Origin of the sequence: Sulfitobacter sp. S223, assembly GCF_025143825.1 — a bacterium.
Taxonomy (GTDB): domain Bacteria; phylum Pseudomonadota; class Alphaproteobacteria; order Rhodobacterales; family Rhodobacteraceae; genus Sulfitobacter.
Genome location: NZ_CP083560.1, coordinates 602,771 through 626,017, shown reverse-complemented (window position 1 = coordinate 626,017; position 23,247 = coordinate 602,771). Strand labels below are relative to the sequence as shown.

Below are 23,247 nucleotides of genomic sequence, written 5' to 3'. Positions count from 1 at the left end.
CCCGAAGGTCCCAAAGTAGCGCGCACAGGGTTTGACCCATGCACAAAGACGAAGCCCCAGACGAATCTGGGGCTATGCCGATGTGGTCTGATAGGGGGGATGGGGGATGGGGTCAAGACAGCAATGTCGGGTTGCCGCCAATTGCCTCCGAAGACCGTGCTGGAGCGGCCCATGGCTCAACGCAATGCAGGCAAACTACTTCTTGAAGTAGGCGGTCAAGTTCTCAACAGAACCGCCTTCAGCCTTAGGAACGATCCTGAATACTGCGTTTACAAAGCAGAAGAGCGAGAAGCACAAGAGGCCAAGGCACAATGCCGCCACAACGAACCTGCCATAGGCTTGCTGGTGCAGCCAGTCGAATGCCGAGCCGAGGCCACCTGCCTGAGATGCATCCACTGTGATGGCAGCATAGGCAATGAGTGCACCGATGATAGCAATAGCTACACCTTGAGCGATCAGCCCGGCACGAAGCAACGGGTTCCAGTTGGCCGTAAAATGGTTTGCCTCAAGGTTGTCCCGATAGCTTTGCGATATGCCTTTGTAGACATAATATCCGCCGGCACCGACGGTGATAAGGCCAGCAGTACCGATGAGCCATGGTCCGGCATTGGTCTGCATCATGGACGAGAGCATAGTTTGCCCCTGCCCACCCGAACTCCGGCCACTTAACGCCGCAAGCGCCAATACGCCAATACCGCCATGCAACAAGCCCGTCACGATCATTGCTATTCGTGCAAATATACCTTTCGCAGAATTTCCATGAGCCTCAAGATCCCAGAAGCTGTCTATGCATCGCCATATTGCATAGGCGAACATACCTGCCGCGATCAGCGACACTGCCGCCAATCCGACCCAACTGTCCAGCGATCGCATGGTGTCTTGCGCGCCTTTGGCTTCGCTGCCTTGCCAGACGGACCAGAGTGAAAATCCAGCAACGACAAGATAAACCAGACCACGGCCCGCATAGCCCGCACGCATGAATGGCATCGTCCACGCAAAGTTCTCCGGGTCGATTTTGGAAAGAATATTCTCACGCACCGAAATGTCGTCGCTTGGTCGTACTTCGCCAATTGCCATCTGCGCGCCTTCCTGAATGTTCTGGACGTAAAGCAAACGCGCCCCATCGCAGTTCGTTCCATCCCAAGATCTGCGGCGCATCCACAAAAAAAGGCGCAGCCCCAAGACTACGCCCTTTGGAATTTATCAACCCTAACCTATGTGGGATCGGCTGGCTTAGATCAGTGCGAGGCTTTTCGCAGCTTCACGACCGTTGCGGTCGGCTTCGATGTCGAACGTGACCTTCCGGGTCATTGATTTTGCCAGCTCGCACAAAAGCGGGAATGTAAATGAAGACGTCCTTGGCACCACTATCGGGAGAGATAGAACCAAAACCGTTAATGGAGTTGTACTATCTCAACATGACTTAGGCCATCAGTGTATTTTTTCGCACTCTGGCATTCGCCGGAACATCGCAGGTGAGTATCCCCCCTACCCCCGATCAAGAGAACGCCGATCTGGACATTCGACCACTGCCAAAACGCGGGTGCGCAGTACCATCATCCCCACCTGACCGCCGATTGTACACAACACGAACCAGCCAACGGCGAGAGGCATCAACACCTCCCATGGGGCTGTCTTGAGATACGCACTTGACCCGAGGACCATACCGGAGCTCCAGCAGAACATCGAAATGATCGCAAGCTGTGACGCGACAACCATATCGCGCGGTGCCAAATCTAACATGGGGCGGCCAACATTCCTGCGCAGGACTGGCAACACAAACATGGCAATCATCAATGCATTCACTGTCATCAACGCCATAAGTGAAACCTTGACCCAGAGCTTCGGCGAGAATGTGGAAAGGTCAAAACCGGTCCGGATGTATATCAGAATAAGGCCGGTGCCCCACAGACCGGCAAAAGCGCAGACAATCCACCGATGTAGCTGCTCAATGGAGCGGATATCGGAGGTTTTGATCGGGGCGTGTAAATCACGACAGGTGCGGTAGTCATGAAACAGAGCCGTCCCCATCCCTGCAGCGAAAAGTACCAAATGCGCAGCGCGCAAAACATCAATAAAAACGGGGCTGAGCACCATTCAGGGGCTCCTTACTTCAAATATGGCAACAATATGCAAAAGCTACTCTAAGAAGCACACATGGATTTCATCAACCTTTCCAGCGCCGTAACGGTACGACTGCGACAATTTGGACACAAACTGACATACGGGTCCGAATTGCTGTGTAATGCAAGGCGCGCTTCACTACCGCTTGGTCAAAGACTCTCGGAAAAAGCCCTGAAGCTCAGCTTAACCCCAAGCAAAAATAGTCCACGGAAACAAAAACGGGCGCATCCATCTGGATACGCCCGTCAAATTCTTCAAGCATTCGCCTCCAAAAGAGGCAGGCGGCTTATGCCAGTGCGAGGTTTGTCGCAGATTCACGACCATCACGGCCGGCTTCGATGTCGAACGTGACTTTCTGGTCATCGTTCAGGCCTGTGAGGCCTGCTTGCTCAACAGCGGAGATGTGAACGAAAACGTCCTTGGCACCACCATCGGGAGCGATAAAACCAAAACCTTTAGTGGAGTTGAACCATTTTACTGTGCCATTGGCCATCAGTGTATTCCTTGTATGTTCTGCCCGCGGAATGCGGCAGGTCGGCTAAGTCAAATAAAGATCGTAAGACTGAGCCGTAAGGAGCAGTAGTAGCGATAGACAGTGTAACGTTGCCTGCCTCAGATGCGCCTTTGCCAGCATAATAGCAAGCAGTTTATCACAGCCCTCTCCGTTAAGAGCGTATATGGCGCTTTACAGCCGAAAAGGCCCACGGCACCTGCAGCAATACCTTCGGTTGACTGCCACACGAACGGAAAAAGCCCCGCTGTTTCCAGCAGGGCTTTCTCAATTTCAGCTTAAGCGGACCTTACAGGCCGGTCGACACGTCGATGGTGTTACCTTCTTCGAGTGTCACATAGGCTTTTTTCACGTCTTTACGTGTGCCCAACTGACCGCGGAAGCGCTTTACTTTGCCTTTGGTGATGGACGTGTTCACGGCCTTCACCTTAACGCCAAAGAGAGCTTCAACAGCTTCTTTGATCATCGGCTTGTTGCTGTCCATCGCCACTTCGAAAACCACGGCATTGGCTTCTGACGCCATTGTCGCTTTTTCAGTGATGATCGGCTTGCGGATCACGTCGTAGTGTTCTGGTTTCGCGCTCATTTCAAACGGGCCTCCAGTGCTTCGAGTCCTGCTTTTGTGATGACAAGTGTATCACGCTTCAGGATATCATATACGTTTGCGCCCATTGTTGGCAGGATATCCAGACCTTCAATGTTGCGTGCGGCTTGCAGGAAGTTCTCATTTACGGTTGCGCCGTCAATGATCAACGCCCGCTTCCAACCCAGGGATTTCACCTGTTTGGCCAGTGCGGAAGTTTTACCATCAGACATTGCATCGTCGATGATCACCAGCGCGCCGGCTTTCGCCTTTGCGGACAGTGCGTGACGCAGACCGAGCTTGCGGAACTTCTTTGTCAGCTCGTGGCCGTGGCTACGAGGAGTTGGACCCTTGTAGATACCGCCCCCGCGGAAGATCGGTGCAGAACGTGCGCCGTGGCGTGCGCCGCCGGTGCCCTTCTGGCGATAGATCTTCTTGGTGGAGTAGCTGACTTCGCGACGAGTCTTGACCTTGTGTGTACCAGCCTGCGCGTTGTTACGCTGCCAGCGCACGACACGGTGCAGGATGTCGGCGCGTGGCTCAAGGCCGAACAGTGCCTCGTCCAGGTCGATCGATCCGGCTTTGCCGCCGTCGAGTTTGATGACATCGAGTTTCATGCGTCACCTTCTTTCTTATCTGCATCGGCTTCTGGTGCTGCTGCATCAGCGCTTTCTGCGGCTTCCATTGCGGCCTGCTCGGCTGCTGCGGCTTCTGCTGCTGCTGCTTCTGCTTCGGCTGCTGCGGCTGCTGCGGCTTCTTCGGCTGCTTTCGCAGCTTCACGTGCGGCGGAGGCCAGAGCGGCAGGAACGATCGCGCTGTCAGGGAAAGGCTTTTTCACAGCATCTTTAACTGTGACCCAACCACCCTTGGAGCCCGGAACCGCGCCTTTGACCATGATCAGACCACGAGCGGTATCGGTTTTGACAACCTCAAGGTTCTGGGTCGTCACGCGAGCAGCGCCCATGTGACCAGCCATTTTCTTACCTTTGAAAACTTTGCCTGGATCCTGACACTGACCTGTAGAGCCGTGTGAACGGTGAGACACGGAAACACCGTGTGTCGCACGCAGACCGCCAAAGTTGTGACGCTTCATCGCACCGGCAAAACCTTTACCAATGGATGTACCGGCAACGTCAACGTACTGACCTGCGAAATAGTGATCCGCGATGATCTCTTCGCCGACGGGCAGCATTGCTTCCGCGTCGATGCGGAATTCCGCAACCTTACGCTTTGGCTCTACCTTTGCAGCGGCAAAGTGGCCGCGCATCGCTTGAGATGTCCGCTTAACCTTCGCTGTGCCAGCGCCAAGCTGAACAGCAAGATAGCCGTCCTTCTCGATTGTGCGCTGCGCGATAACCTGAAGGTTGTCGAGCTGAAGAACGGTCACAGGAATCTGCTTGCCGTCTTCCATGAACAGCCGGGTCATACCGACTTTTTTTGCAATAACGCCTGAGCGCAACATGATATTACCCTCCTACGTTTATGATTGCAGCTTGATCTCGACATCCACACCAGCAGCAAGGTCGAGCTTCATCAGCGCGTCCACAGTCTGGGGAGTCGGATCAACGATATCCAGCAGGCGCTTGTGCGTGCGGATTTCGAACTGGTCACGGGACTTCTTGTCAACGTGGGGGCCACGAAGAACGGTGAATTTTTCAATCTTGTTCGGCAGCGGAATTGGGCCGCGAACGGAAGCGCCTGTGCGCTTGGCGGTGTTGACGATTTCCTGAGTGGAAGCATCAAGCACCCGATAATCAAACGCCTTAAGGCGGATGCGGATGTTTTGGCTAGCAGCCATAATGCAAATCCCTTTATCTGGGATGGAAACGGATTGGAGGGGAAACGCTCATCGCCTCGCCTCTTCGCGCCTTTTTGACAACGCACACGGGGCGCGAATACACGCACCCCGGTGGTTGAGGCGGCTATAGGGGGAATCAGCACACGTGGCAAGAGGGGATTTGAGCTCAGCCATCATTGGGATAAGAAGACCCACGACCACCCATCAAGATTACTTATATTGAGTGCCTGATACAGCTCACGGTACGACTCGAACACATGGTTATTGAGACTGACATATTCGTATGCCAGCGCGGCAAAACGCCACGTGACCGCCAAATCGGGGCGAAAACACCAGAATAAATGCCTTATTCGAGAAATCTTAATGATCCTCGTGTCTTTATAAGTTGTTCAATGAGCACATTGGTCTATCAAGTTGCCAAAGAAGATAAGAAGCAGGCATATGATCCAACACTCAAGCACTGAAATCACCCCCGCTCCAAAGCACGCGAGGGAGTGGGTAAAAGTACTCGCAAATTACCGCGAGCCGAAAACATCCCGCAGCCTGTATGAACTGGCTGTCACACTTGGTCCCTTCGTCGCTCTTTGGGCTCTCGCATGGTGGTCCCTTTCAATCAGCGCATGGCTGACCCTAGCGATCTCATTGTGCAATGCTGCCTTCTTGCTGCGATTGTTCGCCATCCAGCATGATTGCGGCCATAGTTCATTCTTCAAGGACCGCGCGTTGAGTGACTGGGTCGGACGGGTACTGGGGGTTTTGACCCTTACGCCCTATGATGTCTGGCGTCGCGCACACTCGATTCACCACAGCTCGGCGGGCAACCTCGGTCGCCGGGGTATTGGCGACATCGACACTCTCACTGTCGCAGAATACCAAAGCCTCTCGCGCTACAGACAGTTCCGATACCGTCTATATCGGCATCCCATTGTCTTGTTCGGCGTCGGACCAGGCTACTTGTTTTTCTTGCAGAACCGGCTGCCGCTCGGCTTGATGGCCCATGCAAAATACTGGATCAGCGCAATGTGCACCAATGCAGCGATTATCGTTGCCCTCTTGGTGATCTGGTATTTTGGCGGACTGATGCCGATCCTGTTGATTTTCGTGCCGTCCACCCTGCTGGCCGCCACGGCCGGTGTCTGGCTCTTTTATGTGCAGCACCAGTTTGAAACGACCCATTGGGAAGACGACCAGGACTGGGATCTGCATGACGCCGCCCTGCAAGGCAGCTCTCACTATGTCCTGCCTTCCGTTCTGCAATGGTTAAGCGCAAACATTGGCATCCACCACATTCACCATCTCTATAGCCGTATCCCGTTCTACAGGTTGCCAGAAGTCCTGAAGGACCATGCCGGTCTCGCAGAGATCAACCGAATGACAATACGTGAAAGCTTTGCCAACGCACGCCTACACCTCTGGGATGAAAGCTCCAAAAGGCTGCTGTCGTTTGCTGAAGTGAAGCAAGGAGCGGCAATGGCCTAAGGCCACCACACACGTACTGAGACATTTGCACCTATCGGGACGTCCTCGATAGGTGTTTTTTTATGTCCAAGGTGGTCACTCGCAAAGACCAAGTGTGGCCGCATCAACCCCAAAACTATTGCACTTACTGCAATCCCTCCGCAGCCAATTATATTCCACACAATTGAAATGCCCCACTGCCCTCATTAACCAAACAGAATAAGGCCGCTCCGGTAAGGAGCGGCCTTATTCTTTATTCAGCAATCATGTCCCCTTAGGGGAAGATATGCACGGGCTTACGCCCGCGCATTATGATTATTCAGTGATTTTGGAAACCACGCCGGCGCCGACTGTGCGGCCGCCTTCGCGGATCGCAAAGCGCAGACCGTCTTCCATCGCGATCGGGGCGATCAGCTCAACGTCGAACTGAAGGTTGTCACCCGGCATCACCATTTCTGTGCCTTCTGGCAGCTGAACGGTACCGGTCACGTCCGTTGTACGGAAGTAGAACTGTGGACGGTAGTTCGCGAAGAATGGCGTATGACGGCCACCCTCTTCTTTGGTCAGAATGTACGCTTCGGCTGTGAACTTCGTGTGTGGGTTAACGGAACCTGGCTTACAAAGAACCTGACCACGCTCAACGCCTTCACGGTCAACACCGCGCAGCAGGGCGCCAATGTTGTCGCCAGCTTCACCACGGTCCAGCAGCTTGCGGAACATTTCAACGCCTGTGCAGGTCGTCTTCTTGGTGTCGCGGATACCAACGATTTCGATTTCGTCGCCAACGTTGATCACGCCACGCTCAACACGGCCTGTCACAACTGTACCACGACCGGAGATCGAGAATACGTCTTCCACTGGCATCAGGAACGGCTGGTCTACAGCACGTGCTGGTGTCGGGATGTATTCGTCAACAGCGGCCATCAGCTTCTTGATGGACTCTTCGCCGATCTCTGGGTCACGGCCTTCCATAGCTGCCAGTGCGGAGCCAGGGATGATCGGGATATCGTCGCCAGGGTACTCATAAGAGGACAGCAGCTCACGGATTTCCATTTCAACCAGTTCCAGCAGCTCTTCGTCGTCTACCTGGTCAACTTTGTTCATGTAAACAACCATGTACGGGATGCCAACCTGACGGCCGAGCAGGATGTGCTCACGCGTCTGCGGCATTGGGCCGTCGGCCGCGTTCACAACCAGGATCGCGCCGTCCATCTGGGCAGCACCGGTGATCATGTTCTTCACATAGTCAGCGTGGCCGGGGCAGTCGACGTGCGCGTAGTGGCGTGCCTCTGTCTCGTACTCAACGTGCGCTGTGGAGATTGTGATACCACGCGCTTTTTCTTCTGGCGCGCCGTCAATCTGGTCGTACGCTTTGAAATCACCGAAGTACTTCGTGATCGCAGCTGTCAGTGTGGTCTTGCCGTGGTCAACGTGGCCGATTGTGCCGATGTTGACGTGTGGTTTGTTACGTTCAAACTTTGCCTTTGCCATGGTGTTGGCTCCTTTGTGGTCATTTGATAGTTTTAGCCTGCCAGCGGCCCGACGGATACTCGATCGGACCTCTGACACTGGTGTTCATTAGCTCCGCAAGAGAAGCTGCCTCATCTGCGCAGTGTAGCCAGCGACAAGATTGCGAAGCTCAGCCTCGGCGCCTTGTTGTCTTGGACCGGCAGTTTCGCCGCGCAGACGACCGATCAGGATGCCGGATCCGTCCGAGGCGCTGACCGTGGTCCGCAAATGACTTTCGCCAAGAACGGTCCGCGCCACCGAAGCAAATTCCACCCGCACAGTGAGATCAAGAGATCGAGACCCCTGGCCCATACCTGCAAGATTAGCGTTCAGATAAGATGCGAGTTCAGCGGCCACCCTCTCGATACCGAGTGTTTCGACATGGTCGCCGATCACGTTGCCCGCTCCCGTTGCATCAACGCGAAAACTCCGAATCGTCACTTGATCAAGCAACGCGCCCCCACGTGAGGACGGCGTGCCGCTCGAACACGCGGAAAGGGCAGCGAAGGACGCTGCCCCACCCAACGCGATGATCTCGCGACGATTGATCATCAAGCAAACTTTGCCTGAATCTCGTCAGAGATGTTCTGCGGTACGCCCTCGTAGTGGTCGAACTGCATGGTAAAGTTGGCACGACCCGAAGACATCGACCGCAGAGTGTTGATGTATCCGAACATGTTGGCCAGCGGCACGAACGCGTCGATGGCAATCGCGTTACCGCGAGTGTCCTGACCCTGCACCTGACCACGACGGGATGTCAGATCGCCGATGATACCGCCGGTATATTCTTCCGGAGTAATCACTTCGACTTTCATGATTGGCTCGAGCATCTTCGCACCGGCTTTTTTCATGCCTTCGCGCATACCCATACGGGCCGCGATTTCAAATGCCAGAACACTGGAGTCAACATCGTGGTACTTACCTTCGATCAACGCCACTTTGAAGTCGATCACAGGGAAGCCCGCAAGCGGACCGGAGTCCATGACGGATTTGATACCCTTTTCGACGCCTGGGATATATTCCTTTGGCACCGAACCACCCACAACGCGGCTTTCGAAGGAGTAACCTTCGCCTGGCTCTGTTGGCGTGATGATCATTTTCACTTCGGCGAACTGGCCTGAACCACCCGACTGTTTCTTGTGCGTGTAAACGATCTCTGCTTCGCGGCTGACAGTCTCACGGTATGCCACCTGAGGCGCACCGATGTTGGCTTCAACTTTGAATTCACGCTTAAGACGATCCACCAGAATGTCGAGGTGAAGTTCGCCCATGCCCTTCATGATGGTCTGACCGGACTCAATGTCAGTTTCCACGCGGAAGGATGGATCCTCGGCAGCAAGACGTGCCAGACCGGCAGACATCTTCTCTTGGTCGGCCTTTGTTTTAGGCTCAACCGCGATTTCAATAACCGGATCAGGGAAGGTCATCGTTTCGAGAACCACTGGATCGTTGACGGCGCAAAGCGTGTCACCGGTTGTGGTGTCTTTCAGACCTGCCAGCGCGATAATGTCGCCCGCGAATGCTTCGGTGATTTCTTCACGCTCGATGGAGTGCATCATCATCATGCGGCCAACGCGTTCTTTTTTACCTTTGGTGGAGTTCAAGAGCGTGTCGCCCTTGTTCAGAACACCAGAGTAGATGCGTGTAAACGTCAGCGAGCCAACGAAGGGGTCGTTCATGATTTTGAATGCAAGGCCAGAGAACGCCATGTCATCATCCGCACGGCGCGGGATGCTACGTGTTTCTGTTTCATCACCTGGTTTGAAGCCCATGTAATCAACAACGTCCAGCGGGCTGGGCAGATAGTCGATAACAGCGTTGAGCAGAGGCTGAACGCCTTTGTTCTTGAACGCGGAACCACACAGAACAGGAATGAATTTGATGGCCAGTGTACCCTTACGGATCAACGAGCGCAGCGTTGCTTCATCAGGCTCTGCGCCGTCCATCAGGTAGTTTTCCATGGCTTCATCATCCATCTCGACCGCAGTCTCGATGAGGTGAGCACGCCATTCGTCGGCTGTCGCTTTCAGGCTGTCACGGATTGGCTTTTTGACCCAGCTTGCGCCCAGATCTTCGCCTTCCCAAACCCACTCTTCCATGGTTACGAGGTCAACCATGCCTTCAAGCTCAGTTTCTGCACCAATTGGAATCTGGATAGGTGCAGGGATCGCACCTGTGCGGTCTTTGATCATCTTAACGCAGTTAAAGAAGTCCGCGCCGATTTTGTCCATTTTGTTAACGAAAACAATACGTGGAACTTTATAACGGTCAGCCTGACGCCAGACAGTTTCTGTCTGTGGCTCAACACCCGCGTTGGCATCCAGAACAGCAACCGCGCCATCGAGAACGGCAAGCGAACGCTCAACTTCAATGGTGAAGTCAACGTGGCCGGGCGTGTCGATGATGTTCATGCGGAACTTGGTGTCCGAAGTCGCATCGGCTGTAGGCTCTTCCTGGCGCTGCCAGAAAGTTGTCGTCGCAGCAGACGTAATAGTGATGCCGCGCTCTTGTTCCTGCTCCATCCAGTCCATCGTGGCCGCACCATCGTGCACCTCACCGATGTTGTGGGATTTGCCTGTATAATACAGGATGCGCTCGGAACAGGTGGTTTTACCGGCGTCGATGTGGGCCATGATGCCGAAGTTGCGGTAGCGTGAAAGCGGATAATCGCGTGCCATTTGTAAAGCGTCCTCAGAGGTTTTGCTTTGAAAAGGGTCAGGAGCCCAGCGTGCCCGGGCTCCGATCTTGAAGGTATATTACCAGCGGTAGTGGCTGAATGCTTTGTTCGCATCGGCCATCTTGTGCGTGTCTTCACGCTTTTTGACGGCTGTACCGCGCGACTGAACAGCATCCAGAAGCTCGCCTGCAAGGCGCTCTTCCATTGTGTTCTCGTTGCGTGAACGTGCAGCTTTGATCAACCAGCGGATTGCAAGTGCCTGACGGCGCTCTGGACGCACCTCAACAGGAACCTGATAGGTCGCACCACCAACACGGCGCGAACGAACTTCGACCGAAGGCTGGATGTTTTCGAGCGCTTCGTGGAACACTTCCACTGGCGCGCGTTTGATTTTCGCTTCGACACGGTCGAATGCGTTATACACGATACGTTCTGCAACCGACTTTTTGCCGTCGATCATCAGGTTGTTCATGAATTTGGTCAGGATAAGATCGCCGTATTTGGCGTCTGGCAGTACTTCGCGTTTTTCAGCGGCGTGGCGGCGTGACATCTTGTTGTCTTCCTCTTGGCGGGGTGCTGCGCGGTGCGCGGCATAGTGTCTGATTGGTTCAGCCGGGTGTCAGCCACCCGGCCACAGGCGATCTTACTTCGGACGCTTCGCACCGTACTTGGAGCGGCGCTGCTTACGGTCTTTAACGCCTTGCGTATCGAGAACACCGCGCAGAATGTGGTAACGCACACCTGGAAGGTCTTTTACACGACCGCCGCGGATCAGAACCACGGAGTGCTCCTGAAGGTTGTGGCTTTCACCCGGAATGTAGGAGATCACTTCGAAACCGTTGGTCAGGCGAACCTTCGCAACTTTCCGCATAGCGGAGTTCGGCTTCTTAGGAGTGGTTGTGTAAACACGTGTGCAGACGCCGCGCTTTTGCGGGCATTCCTGCAGGTGCATGGATTTCGAGTACTTGCGTTTTGGCTGGCGCGGTTTGCGGATCAGCTGCTGAATCGTTGGCATTCCGGTTTTATCCCCGTGTTGCTGTCGTGTTTGCACTTGGGCGGACCCCCGTGCGGTGAATAGTGCTACATGCGTCCATGCGGCGGTCTGGAGCAGATGATCCAAAGCAATATGGCCGCAACGCTTCCGTACCGAGGTAAGCGAGGCGGCTATGCTTTCAGAGGATCGGGCCAATTAAGGCGGCCTGGATCTTGACCACATGCAATATGATATGCGCAGCAGGGGCGACCCCCAGTTGCTAGATAGCGCGCGTATACGGGGAGTCGGCTATGCTGTCAACAGGGGCGCCCCCTTGCCAAAGCCCCCCCTGCCCCCGCATAGTCTGCTCAAAACCAACGAGGACAGCAGTGACACTCCAAGTAATTGGCCTTTGCCGGTTTTCCTATCCTGCCATTGGCGGATTTCAGGTCGAACATGAAACCATCGAAGAGCGCGTCGCGTATCTTTACGATCACGCCCGTCTGGAAGAACGCTTCCGTCTGATGGAAGCGATTGCGCTCCCTTGCATCAAGGCACAGACCGATCAGGATTTCGAACTTATCGTGGTGATCGGCGATCAGCTACCCAAGAAACACCGTGACCGCCTGAACGATATCACCGCCAATATCCCGCAAGTTCGGATTGTCGAAGAACCTCCGCGCCCGCAGCGCGAAGTGATGAAAGAGATATTGAACAAAGCGCGCAAGAATCCCTCAGAACCCTGCCTACAGTTTCGGCATGACGACGACGATGCCTTTGCAGTCGACTTTATCGAACGCCTCCGTGCCGCATCTGATGATGCGAAAAGCCTGACGGCAAAGCACAAGGCCGTCAACTTTGACTGGAACAAGGGACACGTTGCCGAGTTTGGCTCCAAGGGGATCGCTTCAACTGATATCTTCCGGCAACTTTACCCAGCTGCGATGGGCATGCAGATACGTGGCAATTCGCCCCTGACCATCATGAATTTCGCACATGAAAAAATTGCTCGGTTTATGCCAGTGGTCAGCTATGCTGATCCCCCAATGTTTGTGCGCAGTCACAACGGCTCAAACGACAGCCGCCAAAAGCAGGTAAAGGCTGTGCCAGTGAAGCCCGCCACCTTCGAGCAAGCCGAAATGTACCGCGATCGCTTTGCCATCGATATTGATCATGTCCAGCGCGTGTTCGGAGGCAGCTAACATGCGCACGATCGGAATTTGCCGGTTTTCCTATCACGGCAAAGGGGGGTTCAAGGTGGGCGCGGAAGATCCGAAAGCGCTGGCTGCGTTCCTTTACGGGGAAGCGCGGATGGAAGAACGGTTTCGACTGTTCGAAGCGATCACCTTGCCCTGTGTCGCTGCGCAGACTGACCCCGATTTCACATTTCTGATCGTCACCGGAAAATGGTTTCCGGAAAAGTATCTCAAACGCTTGCGCGAACTGACGGCCGACATCCGGCAATGTGAAATCCGTCAATATCCGCCACGACCGCATCGCAAAATCATGGCAAAGGCGATAAATGACTGGCGCGGTCCACCAGACGATCCCTGTTTGCAATTTCGTTTAGACGATGATGATGCAATGGCCTTAACCTTCGTCGAGCGGCTCAAACAAACAGCGCAAGACCTTGGTGCAATCACGGCGAGGCACAGTGCGGTAGCAGTGGATTTCAATCAGGGCTACGTCTTTACCGCAGGATCTGACGGGGTAAAGCTATGGCCATATAACTATCCCTATTCTGCGATAGCTCTGGGAATGATCGTGCAAGCCGGCAACGACGACACCATCATGAGCCATGGGCATCAGAACCTGTGGAAAACAATCCCGACGATGACCTTCACGGGCGAAGACATGATGATGCGGGGACACAACGACTATAACGACAGCCGTTTGCAGGGCAACAAGAACGTCTTTGACTATCAGCCTATGACTGCAGAACAGTCGGCACATATCTACAGGACATTCGGCATCGACAACGATTACGTGAAGCAGATTTTTTCACGCCCGTGATAGTTTACGCTCTCGGTAAAACGTGAAGATGCCCGTAGCCATGACAATGGCTGCCCCCAGCAGAGTGAGCCCGCGCGGCACCTCGTCAAACACGAAGAAACCGATCAGCATCGCGCCAACCAGACCAGTGTAGCGGAAGGGCGCGATGAATGAGACATCTCCGGTGCGCATTGCCTGTATGCTGGAAAAGTATCCCAGCAAAACAAAGATTGCCGATGCGCAGATGCACAGTGCTGACGAAGCAGATATCGCGGCCCATTCCTGCGTTGCCGATGCGGCTCCTGCCGCAATCATTACCGCCAATGTGGTGCCTAATGTGACGCTCATCCCCGAGACTTCCGAAGAAAGCCTGCGAGTGATCAGATCGCGGACAGTCACACCAATCACAGCGGCAACTGCGTAGAGTGACCAGATGTTAAATCCTTCCGCGCCAGGTCGAACAATCAGCATAACGCCGCCCAGTCCGATCACGATGGCGAGCATGCGCCTCCAGCCAACCGCCTCTCGGTAAAACAGGGCCGTTCCCAATGTGACGGTTAACGGGACCACCTGCATGATCGCGTTAAGGTTCCCGATCGGCATTTTGAACAACGCCGTCAGAAAGAAGTATGCGGTGATGACTTCGGCCAAACCGCGAAGAGCAATCAACGCTTTGTCCCGTCCCGAAATCTGTAATCTCAATGTACCCAGCGAACGGGCCAGAAGAAAAATAAGCACAGTAGCCAAAATTCCACGGAGAAAAATCAGCTGGAACAAAGGCACGGCGCCATTTGTGGTTTTCAAAAATGTATCATTCAGCACGAAGGAGGCCATGGAGGCCATCATCAGCAAAGCACCGGCAGTATTTGGGGACATCAGACTTTCCTAGAACCTGAACGCAACTCTGGGCGAATGTCATCCCTAGAGCAATGCGTCGTCGCAGGTGCGAGGCAAGAAAGGAGATTATTTCGCCAATGCAGCTCTTCAGCTGCGGCTGACCGGGGCGCAGAAAAAAGCCCCCGGATCCAGTTGGATGCGGGGGCCTCTAATATTTAGCAGAATTTAGGCGCGTTATTAATCGCGGCTATCCTCATCAAAGGCTGTCGGCGAAGAGAATACGTCACCACCGACGACATCTTCAGCTGGCGCCGAAGGTGCTGCCAGACGTGCCGCTTCTTCTGCTTCGATACGGCGGGCTTCGATCACAACATTGTCGCGATCCTGAGCCACACGGCGCATCTGCTGGGTTGCCCCACCTGTGCCCGCTGGGATCAGACGGCCAACAATCACGTTCTCTTTCAGGCCCACAAGTTTATCGCGCTTACCCTGCACCGATGCTTCGGTGAGAACACGTGTGGTTTCCTGGAACGATGCTGCCGAGATGAAGCTGCGGGTTTGCAACGACGCCTTGGTGATACCAAGCAAGATAGGTTCGCCTTTAGCGGGACGGCCACCCTTCTTCAGCGCCTTTTCGTTGGCGGTGTCGAATTCCTGCTTGTCCACATGCTCGCCTTTCAGCAGCGTGGTGTCCCCGCTCTCCTGGATCTCCCACTTCTGCAGCATCTGACGCACGATGACTTCGATGTGCTTATCGTTGATCTTCACACCTTGAAGACGATAAACATCCTGCACTTCGTCGATCATGTAGTCAGCAAGAGCTTCAACACCCATGATGGCGAGAATGTCATGCGGCGCTGGGTTGCCGTCCATGATGTAATCGCCCTTCTGCACGAAGTCGCCTTCGGCCACGGGGATGTGTTTGCCCTTCGGCACCATGTATTCGACCTTGTGATCCGGATCTTCGGAGCTCTCGATCGCGATGCGGCGCTTGTTCTTGTAGTCTTTGCCGTAACGCACATAGCCGTCGATTTCTGCGATGATGGCGTGATCTTTGGGGCGACGTGCCTCAAAGAGTTCGGCCACACGTGGCAGACCACCGGTGATGTCCTTGGTCTTGGCACCTTCACGCGGGATGCGCGCGATTACGTCACCGGCCTGCACTTCGTTTCCGTCTTCAACAGACAGAACCGCGTCCACAGACATCGGATAAGTAATCGGGTTGCCTGCATCGTTACGCACAGGTTCCCCATCGGCACCCACAAGGATGATCTCTGGCTTCAGCTCGTTCCCTTTGGCAGCAGAGCGCCAGTCGATCACGATCTTCTGGGTCATGCCCGTTGCGTCATCGGTCTCGTCTTTGACGGCAATGCCGGAGACAAGATCGACGTGCTTGGCCGTACCAGCTGCTTCCGCAATGATCGGCAGCGTGTAGGGGTCCCATTCATACAGCTTGTCACCGCGTTCGACTGTCTGACCTTCTTTGACAAACAGCTTGGTACCGTAACCCACTTTGTGGCTCGCCCGTTCGTCACCGTTTTCGTCGATGATGAGAAGCTTCATGTTACGACCCATAACCATGGTTTCATCTGCGGAATTCTGCAGCGTCATGGAGTTTTCGAACTGGATCTTACCTGCCTGACCGGCTTCCTGGAAGGATTGTTGACCACCCTGAGCAACACCGCCGATGTGGAATGTCCGCATCGTCAGCTGTGTACCGGGTTCACCAATGGACTGAGCCGCGATGATGCCAACGGCCTCACCTTGGTTAACCAGCGTACCGCGTGCAAGGTCGCGACCGTAACACATGGCGCAAACGCCCTCTTCGGCCTCACAAGTCAGAGGCGAACGGATACGCGCAGAAGCAACGCTGGCCTCATCAATGATATCAGCAAGACGTTCGTCAACGATTGTTCCGTTGGCAATCAGAACCTCGTCCGTGCCCGGACGCATGATGTCTTCTGCAACGACGCGACCCAGCAGACGCTCGGCCAGTGAGGAAACAACCTCACCGTCGTTGACCGCAGCAGTCGCTGTGATCGCAACATCAGTGCCACAGTCGTGCATACGAATGATGCAGTCCTGTGCCACATCCACCAGACGACGTGTCAGATAACCGGAGTTCGCTGTTTTCAGAGCTGTATCCGACAGACCCTTACGCGCACCGTGCGTCGAGTTGAAGTACTCAAGAACGGTCAGACCTTCTTTAAAGTTCGAGATAATCGGTGTCTCGATGATGTCGCCGTTCGGTTTGGCCATCAGGCCGCGCATACCGCCAAGCTGTTTCATCTGCGTAACAGAGCCACGCGCACCGGAGTGCGCCATCATGTATACGGAGTTCGGTTCATTCTCGGAACCGTTCTCGGCATATGTGGTGGCAGAGATAGAGCCCATCATCGCGTCGGTGACTTTGTCGTTACACTTTGACCATGCATCAACGACTTTGTTGTACTTTTCACCCTGAGTGATCAGGCCGTCCATGTACTGCTGTTCAAAATCCTTAACCTGTTCACGGGTGTCTTCCACCAGTGTCCACTTGGTCTCGGGGATCAACATGTCGTCTTTACCAAACGAAATACCGGCTCTGAAAGCCTCGCGGAAGCCCAGTGTCATGATCTGGTCACAGAAGATGACCGATTCTTTCTGGCCACAATAGCGGTAGACGGTATCGATGACCTGCTGCACTTCTTTCTTGCGCAGCAGACGGTTCACCAGATCAAACGGTGCTTTTGCATTCAGTGGCAGCAAGGCACCAAGGCGCACACGACCAGGTGTCGTATCGAAACGCACCATGATTTCGTTGCCTTCGTTGTCGATCTGCTTGATCCGCGCTTTGACTTTCGCGTGCAGGTGCACTTCGCCGGAATCGAGTGCGTGCTGCACTTCTTCCACGGAGCCGAACACCATGCCCTCACCCTTCATACCTTCACGCTCAAGCGTGACGTAATACAGGCCCAAGATCATATCCTGAGAAGGAACAATGATAGGTGCACCGTTTGCAGGTGACAGAACGTTGTTCGTGGACATCATCAGAACGCGCGCTTCCAACTGGGCCTCAAGGCTCAGCGGAACGTGCACGGCCATCTGGTCACCGTCAAAGTCAGCGTTAAAGGCAGAGCAGACCAGCGGGTGCAGCTGGATAGCTTTACCTTCGATCAGAACGGGCTCAAAAGCCTGAATGCCAAGACGGTGCAATGTAGGCGCACGGTTCAACATGACTGGATGCTCGCGGATAACCTCGTCGAGGATATCCCAGACTTCGGGACGCTCTTTCTCGACCAGTTTCTTGGCTTGCTTCACTGTGGAAGAAAGACCTTTGGCTTCAAGACGTGAGTAGATGAACGGCTTGAACAGTTCGAGCGCCATCTTTTTCGGCAAGCCACACTGGTGCAACTTGAGCTCAGGACCCGTCACAATGACCGAACGGCCGGAGAAGTCGACGCGCTTACCCAAAAGGTTCTGACGGAAACGACCCTGCTTACCTTTCAGCATGTCGGACAGTGATTTCAGCGGACGCTTGTTGGCACCCGTGATCACGCGGCCACGACGGCCGTTGTCGAACAATGCGTCGACTGATTCCTGCAACATACGCTTTTCGTTACGCACGATGATATCGGGCGCGCGCAGCTCAATCAGTCGCTTCAAACGGTTGTTCCGGTTGATCACACGACGGTACAGGTCGTTAAGGTCGGAGGTCGCAAAGCGGCCACCGTCCAGTGGTACCAACGGGCGCAGCTCTGGCGGGATCACAGGGATCACTGTCAGAACCATCCACTCAGGGCGGTTGCCGGATTCGAGGAAGGACTCAACCACCTTGAGGCGCTTGATGATCTTCTTCGGCTTCAGCTCGCCTGTGGCTTCTTTCAGCTCTTCACGCAGCTGGTCGGCCTCAGCTTCGAGGTCGATCGCGGCCAGCATTTCGCGGATCGCTTCAGCGCCGATGTTGGCGGTGAAGGCATCCATGCCGTAGGCGTCTTGCGCGTCCATGAACTCTTCTTCGGTCATCATCTGACCGTATGTGAGGTCCGTCAGGCCCGGCTCGATCACAACGTAGTTTTCAAAGTAAAGAACACGCTCAAGATCACGCAGTGTCATGTCCAGCATCAGGCCGATGCGCGATGGCAGCGACTTGAGGAACCAGATGTGTGCAACTGGCGATGCCAATTCGATGTGGCCCATGCGGTCACGGCGAACTTTTTGCAGTGTAACTTCAACACCACATTTTTCGCAGACAACGCCGCGATATTTCATGCGCTTATATTTGCCGCACAGACATTCGTAGTCTTTGATCGGGCCAAAGATACGTGCACAGAACAGACCGTCCCGCTCTGGCTTGAACGTACGGTAGTTGATGGTTTCGGGTTTCTTGATCTCACCGAATGACCAAGACAGGATACGCTCTGGCGATGCCAAAGATACCTTGATCTCGTCAAACGTCTTGGTAGGCGCGACGGGGTTAAACGGGTTGTTTGTAAGTTCTTGGTTCATTGGATGTCCTTAGATTTATTCTCGAAAGCGGGGGAGAGAGGGTCCGGTCTCCGCGTGGAAGACCGGACTGGAATATCTAAATTCCAGCGTTGCCCTACTCTTCGTCCTCCGCATCCAGGAGTTCCATATTGAGACCCAAACCGCGGACCTCTTTGACCAGAACGTTGAACGATTCCGGAATACCGGCTTCGAAGTTGTCCTCGCCTTTGACAATGCTCTCGTACACTTTTGTACGGCCAGCGACGTCATCCGATTTCACAGTCAGCATTTCCTGCAAGGTGTATGCAGCGCCGTAAGCTTCAAGTGCCCAGACCTCCATCTCACCAAAGCGCTGACCACCGAACTGTGCTTTACCGCCCAATGGCTGCTGGGTAACCAGCGAGTATGGCCCGGTAGAACGCGCGTGGATTTTGTCATCCACAAGGTGGTGCAGCTTCAGCAGGTATTTCACGCCAACAGTAACCTTACGGCTGAACTGCTCGCCTGTGCGACCATCAAACAGGACAGACTGACCGGATGTGTCAAAGCCTGCACGTGCAAGGCTGTCGTTCACATCCGCTTCCTTCGCGCCGTCAAAGACAGGCGTTGCGATTGGCACGCCGCGGGTCACATTGCCCGCTGCTTCCAACAGCTCTTCCTCGTCCATGCCGGTGATGCCCTCTTCGTAGACATCATCGCCGTAGGCCAGCTTCATCGCTTCACGCACAGGTGTCATGTCGCCGGAACGCTTATATTCCTGCAGCGCTTCGTCGATGTTGATGCCCAGACCGCGTGCGGCCCAGCCCATGTGTGTCTCAAGGATCTGACCGACGTTCATACGCGATGGAACGCCAAGTGGGTTCAGACAGAAATCAACCGGCGTCCCATCTGCGAGGAACGGCATGTCCTCCATTGGTACCACTTTGGAGATAACACCCTTGTTCCCGTGACGACCGGCCATTTTATCGCCTGGCTGCAGCTTACGCTTCACCGCGACGAATACTTTGACCATCTTCATCACACCGGGGGGCAGGTCATCGCCACGGCGTACTTTCTCGACTTTGTCCTCAAAGCGCGCATCCAAGGTCCGCTTCTGGATCTCGTACTGCTCGTTCAGGGCCTCAACGATTTTCGCATCGTCTTCGTCCTCAAGGGCAAGCTGCCACCACTGACCACGGGACAGAACATCGTCCAGTGTTTCATCTGTGATCTGGCTCCCTGGCTTAACACCTTTGGGGCCTTTGACTGCGATTTTACCCAGCAGCATCTCACGCAGACGCGCATAGATGTTACGGTCAAGGATCGCGAGCTCATCGTCGCGGTCACGGGCCAGACGTTCGACTTCTTCACGCTCGATCTGGAGCGCACGTTCGTCTTTTTCAACGCCGTGGCGGTTGAATACACGAACCTCGACAACTGTACCAAAGTCACCCGGCTTTACGCGCAGCGATGTATCGCGCACGTCAGAGGCTTTCTCACCAAAGATGGCGCGCAGAAGCTTTTCTTCTGGTGTCATCGGGCTTTCGCCTTTTGGCGTGATCTTACCCACAAGGATATCGCCCGGCTCAACGTCCGCACCGATGTATACGATGCCTGCCTCGTCGAGGTTGCGCAGCGCTTCTTCACCAACGTTTGGAATATCGCGTGTGATTTCCTCTGGCCCAAGCTTCGTGTCACGGGCGGCGACTTCGAATTCTTCGATGTGGATCGAAGTGAAGACGTCGTCACGCGAAACGCGCTCGGAGATCAGGATGGAGTCTTCGTAGTTGTAACCGTTCCAAGGCATAAACGCGACGACCACGTTTTTACCAAGGGCAAGTTCACCCATGTCTGTTGACGGACCATCGGCAATAACCTGACCCTTTGTAACCGTATCACCAACCTTCACCAGCGGACGCTGGTTAATGCAGGTGTTCTGGTTAGAGCGCTGGAATTTACGCATGCGGTAGATGTCCACACCCGCGTCGCCCAGCTCAAGGTCTTCGGTTGCGCGGATAACGATACGTGTCGCGTCCACTTGGTCGATGATACCAGCGCGCTTGGCCATATAGGCCGCACCGGAATCGCGTGCCACAACTTCTTCGATGCCTGTACCAACAAGCGGTGCTTCTGCCTGAAGCAGCGGCACAGCCTGACGTTGCATGTTCGAGCCCATCAGAGCCCTGTTCGCATCGTCGTTCTCAAGGAACGGGATCAGCGAGGCAGCAACAGACACCAACTGCTTTGGCGAAACGTCGATCAGATCCACGTTCATGGAAGGTGACAACGTATAGTCACCGGATTTCCGTGTTGAGACCAGATCGTTGACGAACTTCATGTTCTCATCAAGGTTCGCGTTGGCCTGAGCCACGGTATGACGCATCTCTTCGGTGGCGGACATGTACTGTACGTCATCAGAGACAACACCATCTGTCACCCTACGATAAGGCGTTTCGATGAAACCGTATTTGTTCACACGGGCGAAGGTCGCCAGCGAGTTGATCAGACCAATGTTCGGACCTTCAGGCGTTTCAATCGGGCACATGCGGCCGTAGTGGGTTGCGTGAACGTCACGCACCTCAAAGCCGGCACGCTCACGCGTCAGACCACCTGGTCCAAGCGCTGAAAGGCGACGCTTGTGCGTGACCTCGGACAACGGGTTGGTTTGGTCCATGAACTGCGACAGCTGCGAAGAGCCGAAGAATTCACGCACCGCAGCGGCGGCTGGCTTAGCGTTAATCAAGTCCTGAGGCATGACCGTGTCGATTTCGACAGAGGACATACGTTCCTTGATCGCGCGCTCCATACGAAGCAGGCCAACGCGGTACTGGTTTTCCATCAGTTCGCCAACGGAGCGCACACGACGGTTACCAAGGTGGTCGATATCGTCGATATCGCCACGGCCATCGCGCAGATCAACCAGCGCCTTGATACATGCCACGATATCGGCACGGTCCAGCGTACGCTGGGTGTCTTCTTTGTCCAGCGCCAGACGCATGTTCATTTTCACACGGCCAACAGCGGAAAGGTCGTAACGCTCGGAGTCGAAGAACAGCGTGTCGAACAGGTTCGACGCGGCTTCAACGGTGGGCGGCTCGCCCGGGCGCATAACGCGGTAGATGTCCATGAGCGCGGTGTCGCGGTTCATGTTCTTATCTGCCGCCATGGTGTTACGCATGTAAGGGCCGACGTTGACGTTATCGATATCCAAGAGTGGGATCTCGGTGATACCGGCATCAACAAGCTCTTTCGCGGTCCCGCCGATCAGCGTGCCGTCTTTGTCGTACTCAAGCGTCATCTCGTCGCCGGCTTCGACATAAATCGCGCCGGTTTCTTCGTTGATGATGTCTTTGGAAACGAACTTGCCCTGAATGTGGTCGAATGGCAGCAGAAGCTCTTTTACTTCGCCAGCGTCGATCAGCTGTTTCACGGCGCGTGGCGTGATCTTCTTGCCCGCTTCAAACAGCACTTCGCCGCTGGCCGCATCTACGATGTCGTAGGTCGGGCGTGTGCCACGAATACGCTCAGGGAAGAATGGAGAAATCCAGCCTTTGCCCTTATCGAGCTTGAAGTTCACAGTGTTATAGTAGGCATCCATGATCGCTTCTTGATCAAGACCCAGCGCGTAAAGCAGCGTGGTGACAGGCAGCTTACGGCGACGGTCAATGCGCGCGAACACGATGTCTTTGGCGTCGAATTCGAAATCCAGCCACGAACCACGGTAAGGAATGATCCGGCAAGCAAACAAAAGCTTGCCCGAAGAATGCGTCTTACCCTTGTCGTGATCAAAGAACACGCCGGGTGATCGGTGCATCTGGCTTACGATTACACGCTCAGTGCCGTTCACAACAAACGTACCGTTCGGTGTCATCAAAGGCATATCGCCCATGAACACGTCTTGTTCTTTGATGTCTTTAACAGACTTCGCGCCTGTATCCTCATCGATATCAAATACGATCAGACGGAGCGTTACCTTAAGCGGCGCTGAGTACGTCATGTCGCGCTGCTGGCATTCCTCAACGTCATACTTCGGCTTCTCAAGCTCGTACTTCACGTACTCAAGGATAGAAGTTTCGTTAAAGTCTTTGATCGGGAAGACAGACTGAAAAACGCCCTGAATACCATCACCATCGGTGGGGGTTTCGGCGTCGCCTGAATTCAGGAACAAATCATAAGAAGATTTCTGAACCTCGATGAGGTTCGGCATTTCCAGCACTTCGCGGATTTTGCCATAATATTTACGTAGACGCTTCTGGCCAAGGAAGGATTGTGCCATGTGTCGTGTCACCTTTCGTGTCTCTTGCCGAATGCGCCATCGCCGGGGCCGCGATGCACACCC

18 protein-coding genes are annotated in these 23,247 nt (G+C 54.6%); 3 read left to right on the top strand and 15 right to left on the bottom strand.

Annotated features, from left to right (window positions below; genetic code table 11):
• Positions 1-195 precede the first annotated feature (195 nt).
• From K3757_RS03085 to rpsJ, 7 genes are all read right to left on the bottom strand, one after another.
• Positions 196-1,182, bottom strand: coding sequence for a DUF1206 domain-containing protein (locus K3757_RS03085; protein WP_259999265.1), 987 nt, complete (start codon positions 1,180-1,182; stop codon positions 196-198).
• A 306-nt stretch (positions 1,183-1,488) separates the two neighbouring features.
• Complete coding sequence (locus K3757_RS03080; protein WP_259999263.1) at positions 1,489-2,097, bottom strand: hypothetical protein; 609 nt, start codon at positions 2,095-2,097, stop codon at positions 1,489-1,491.
• A gap of 313 nt (positions 2,098-2,410) precedes the next feature.
• The gene (locus K3757_RS03075) at positions 2,411-2,617 is read right to left on the bottom strand and encodes a cold-shock protein (RefSeq protein ID WP_259999261.1); all 207 of its coding nucleotides are present in this window, start codon (positions 2,615-2,617) and stop codon (positions 2,411-2,413) included.
• Positions 2,618-2,924: 307 nt separating this feature from the next.
• Positions 2,925-3,221, bottom strand: coding sequence for a 50S ribosomal protein L23 (locus K3757_RS03070; protein WP_259999259.1), 297 nt, complete (start codon positions 3,219-3,221; stop codon positions 2,925-2,927).
• Positions 3,218-3,835, bottom strand: coding sequence for a 50S ribosomal protein L4 (rplD, locus tag K3757_RS03065; RefSeq protein WP_259999257.1), 618 nt, complete (start codon positions 3,833-3,835; stop codon positions 3,218-3,220). Before rplD ends, K3757_RS03070 begins: the two co-directional genes overlap by 4 nt.
• Positions 3,832-4,680: a 50S ribosomal protein L3 gene (gene rplC, locus K3757_RS03060; RefSeq protein WP_259999255.1), complete on the bottom strand. Its 849-nt coding sequence runs from the start codon at positions 4,678-4,680 to the stop codon at positions 3,832-3,834. The genes rplD and rplC overlap by 4 nt, the downstream gene beginning before the upstream one ends.
• An 18-nt stretch (positions 4,681-4,698) precedes the next feature.
• The gene (gene rpsJ / locus K3757_RS03055; RefSeq protein ID WP_025063450.1) at positions 4,699-5,016 is read right to left on the bottom strand and encodes a 30S ribosomal protein S10; all 318 of its coding nucleotides are present in this window, start codon (positions 5,014-5,016) and stop codon (positions 4,699-4,701) included.
• A gap of 441 nt (positions 5,017-5,457) precedes the next feature.
• On the opposite strand from rpsJ, the gene K3757_RS03050 reads away from it, so the two are divergent.
• Positions 5,458-6,495, top strand: a complete 1,038-nt coding sequence (locus tag K3757_RS03050; RefSeq protein ID WP_259999251.1) for a fatty acid desaturase — start codon at positions 5,458-5,460, stop codon at positions 6,493-6,495.
• 294 nt (positions 6,496-6,789) lie between these two features.
• Here K3757_RS03050 and tuf read toward each other — a convergent pair whose 3' ends face one another.
• The 5 genes from tuf to rpsL all read right to left on the bottom strand — a co-directional run bounded on the left by tuf (position 6,790) and on the right by rpsL (position 11,675).
• Positions 6,790-7,965 (bottom strand): elongation factor Tu, encoded by a 1,176-nt coding sequence (gene tuf, locus K3757_RS03045; RefSeq protein ID WP_259999211.1) that lies wholly within the window; start codon positions 7,963-7,965, stop codon positions 6,790-6,792.
• 87 nt (positions 7,966-8,052) lie between these two features.
• On the bottom strand, positions 8,053-8,535 hold the full coding sequence (locus tag K3757_RS03040) for a hypothetical protein (RefSeq protein WP_259999249.1): 483 nt from the start codon (positions 8,533-8,535) through the stop codon (positions 8,053-8,055).
• Positions 8,535-10,661, bottom strand: a complete 2,127-nt coding sequence (gene fusA, locus K3757_RS03035; RefSeq protein ID WP_259999247.1) for an elongation factor G — start codon at positions 10,659-10,661, stop codon at positions 8,535-8,537. Before fusA ends, K3757_RS03040 begins: the two co-directional genes overlap by 1 nt.
• A 78-nt stretch (positions 10,662-10,739) precedes the next feature.
• On the bottom strand, positions 10,740-11,210 hold the full coding sequence (gene rpsG / locus K3757_RS03030; protein WP_259999245.1) for a 30S ribosomal protein S7: 471 nt from the start codon (positions 11,208-11,210) through the stop codon (positions 10,740-10,742).
• 93 nt (positions 11,211-11,303) lie between these two features.
• Positions 11,304-11,675: a 30S ribosomal protein S12 gene (rpsL, locus tag K3757_RS03025; RefSeq protein WP_025063456.1), complete on the bottom strand. Its 372-nt coding sequence runs from the start codon at positions 11,673-11,675 to the stop codon at positions 11,304-11,306.
• A 347-nt stretch (positions 11,676-12,022) separates the two neighbouring features.
• Here rpsL and K3757_RS03020 point away from each other — a divergent pair, with 347 nt between their 5' ends.
• Together K3757_RS03020 and K3757_RS03015 are read left to right on the top strand one after the other, a co-directional pair.
• On the top strand, positions 12,023-12,835 hold the full coding sequence (locus K3757_RS03020) for a putative rhamnosyl transferase (RefSeq protein ID WP_259999243.1): 813 nt from the start codon (positions 12,023-12,025) through the stop codon (positions 12,833-12,835).
• A gap of 1 nt (position 12,836) precedes the next feature.
• A complete protein-coding gene (locus K3757_RS03015; protein ID WP_259999241.1) occupies positions 12,837-13,646 on the top strand; it encodes a putative rhamnosyl transferase in 810 nt (269 codons plus the stop codon).
• On the opposite strand, the gene K3757_RS03010 is transcribed toward K3757_RS03015, so the two are convergent.
• The 3 genes from K3757_RS03010 to rpoB all read right to left on the bottom strand — a co-directional run bounded on the left by K3757_RS03010 (position 13,635) and on the right by rpoB (position 23,184).
• Positions 13,635-14,501 (bottom strand): DMT family transporter, encoded by an 867-nt coding sequence (locus K3757_RS03010; RefSeq protein WP_259999239.1) that lies wholly within the window; start codon positions 14,499-14,501, stop codon positions 13,635-13,637. The two genes, K3757_RS03015 and K3757_RS03010, sit on opposite strands and share 12 nt — an antisense overlap.
• 198 nt (positions 14,502-14,699) lie before the next feature.
• The gene (rpoC, locus tag K3757_RS03005) at positions 14,700-18,950 is read right to left on the bottom strand and encodes a DNA-directed RNA polymerase subunit beta' (protein ID WP_259999237.1); all 4,251 of its coding nucleotides are present in this window, start codon (positions 18,948-18,950) and stop codon (positions 14,700-14,702) included.
• A 94-nt stretch (positions 18,951-19,044) separates the two neighbouring features.
• A complete protein-coding gene (gene rpoB / locus K3757_RS03000; RefSeq protein WP_259999235.1) occupies positions 19,045-23,184 on the bottom strand; it encodes a DNA-directed RNA polymerase subunit beta in 4,140 nt (1,379 codons plus the stop codon).
• Positions 23,185-23,247: the final 63 nt, after the last annotated feature.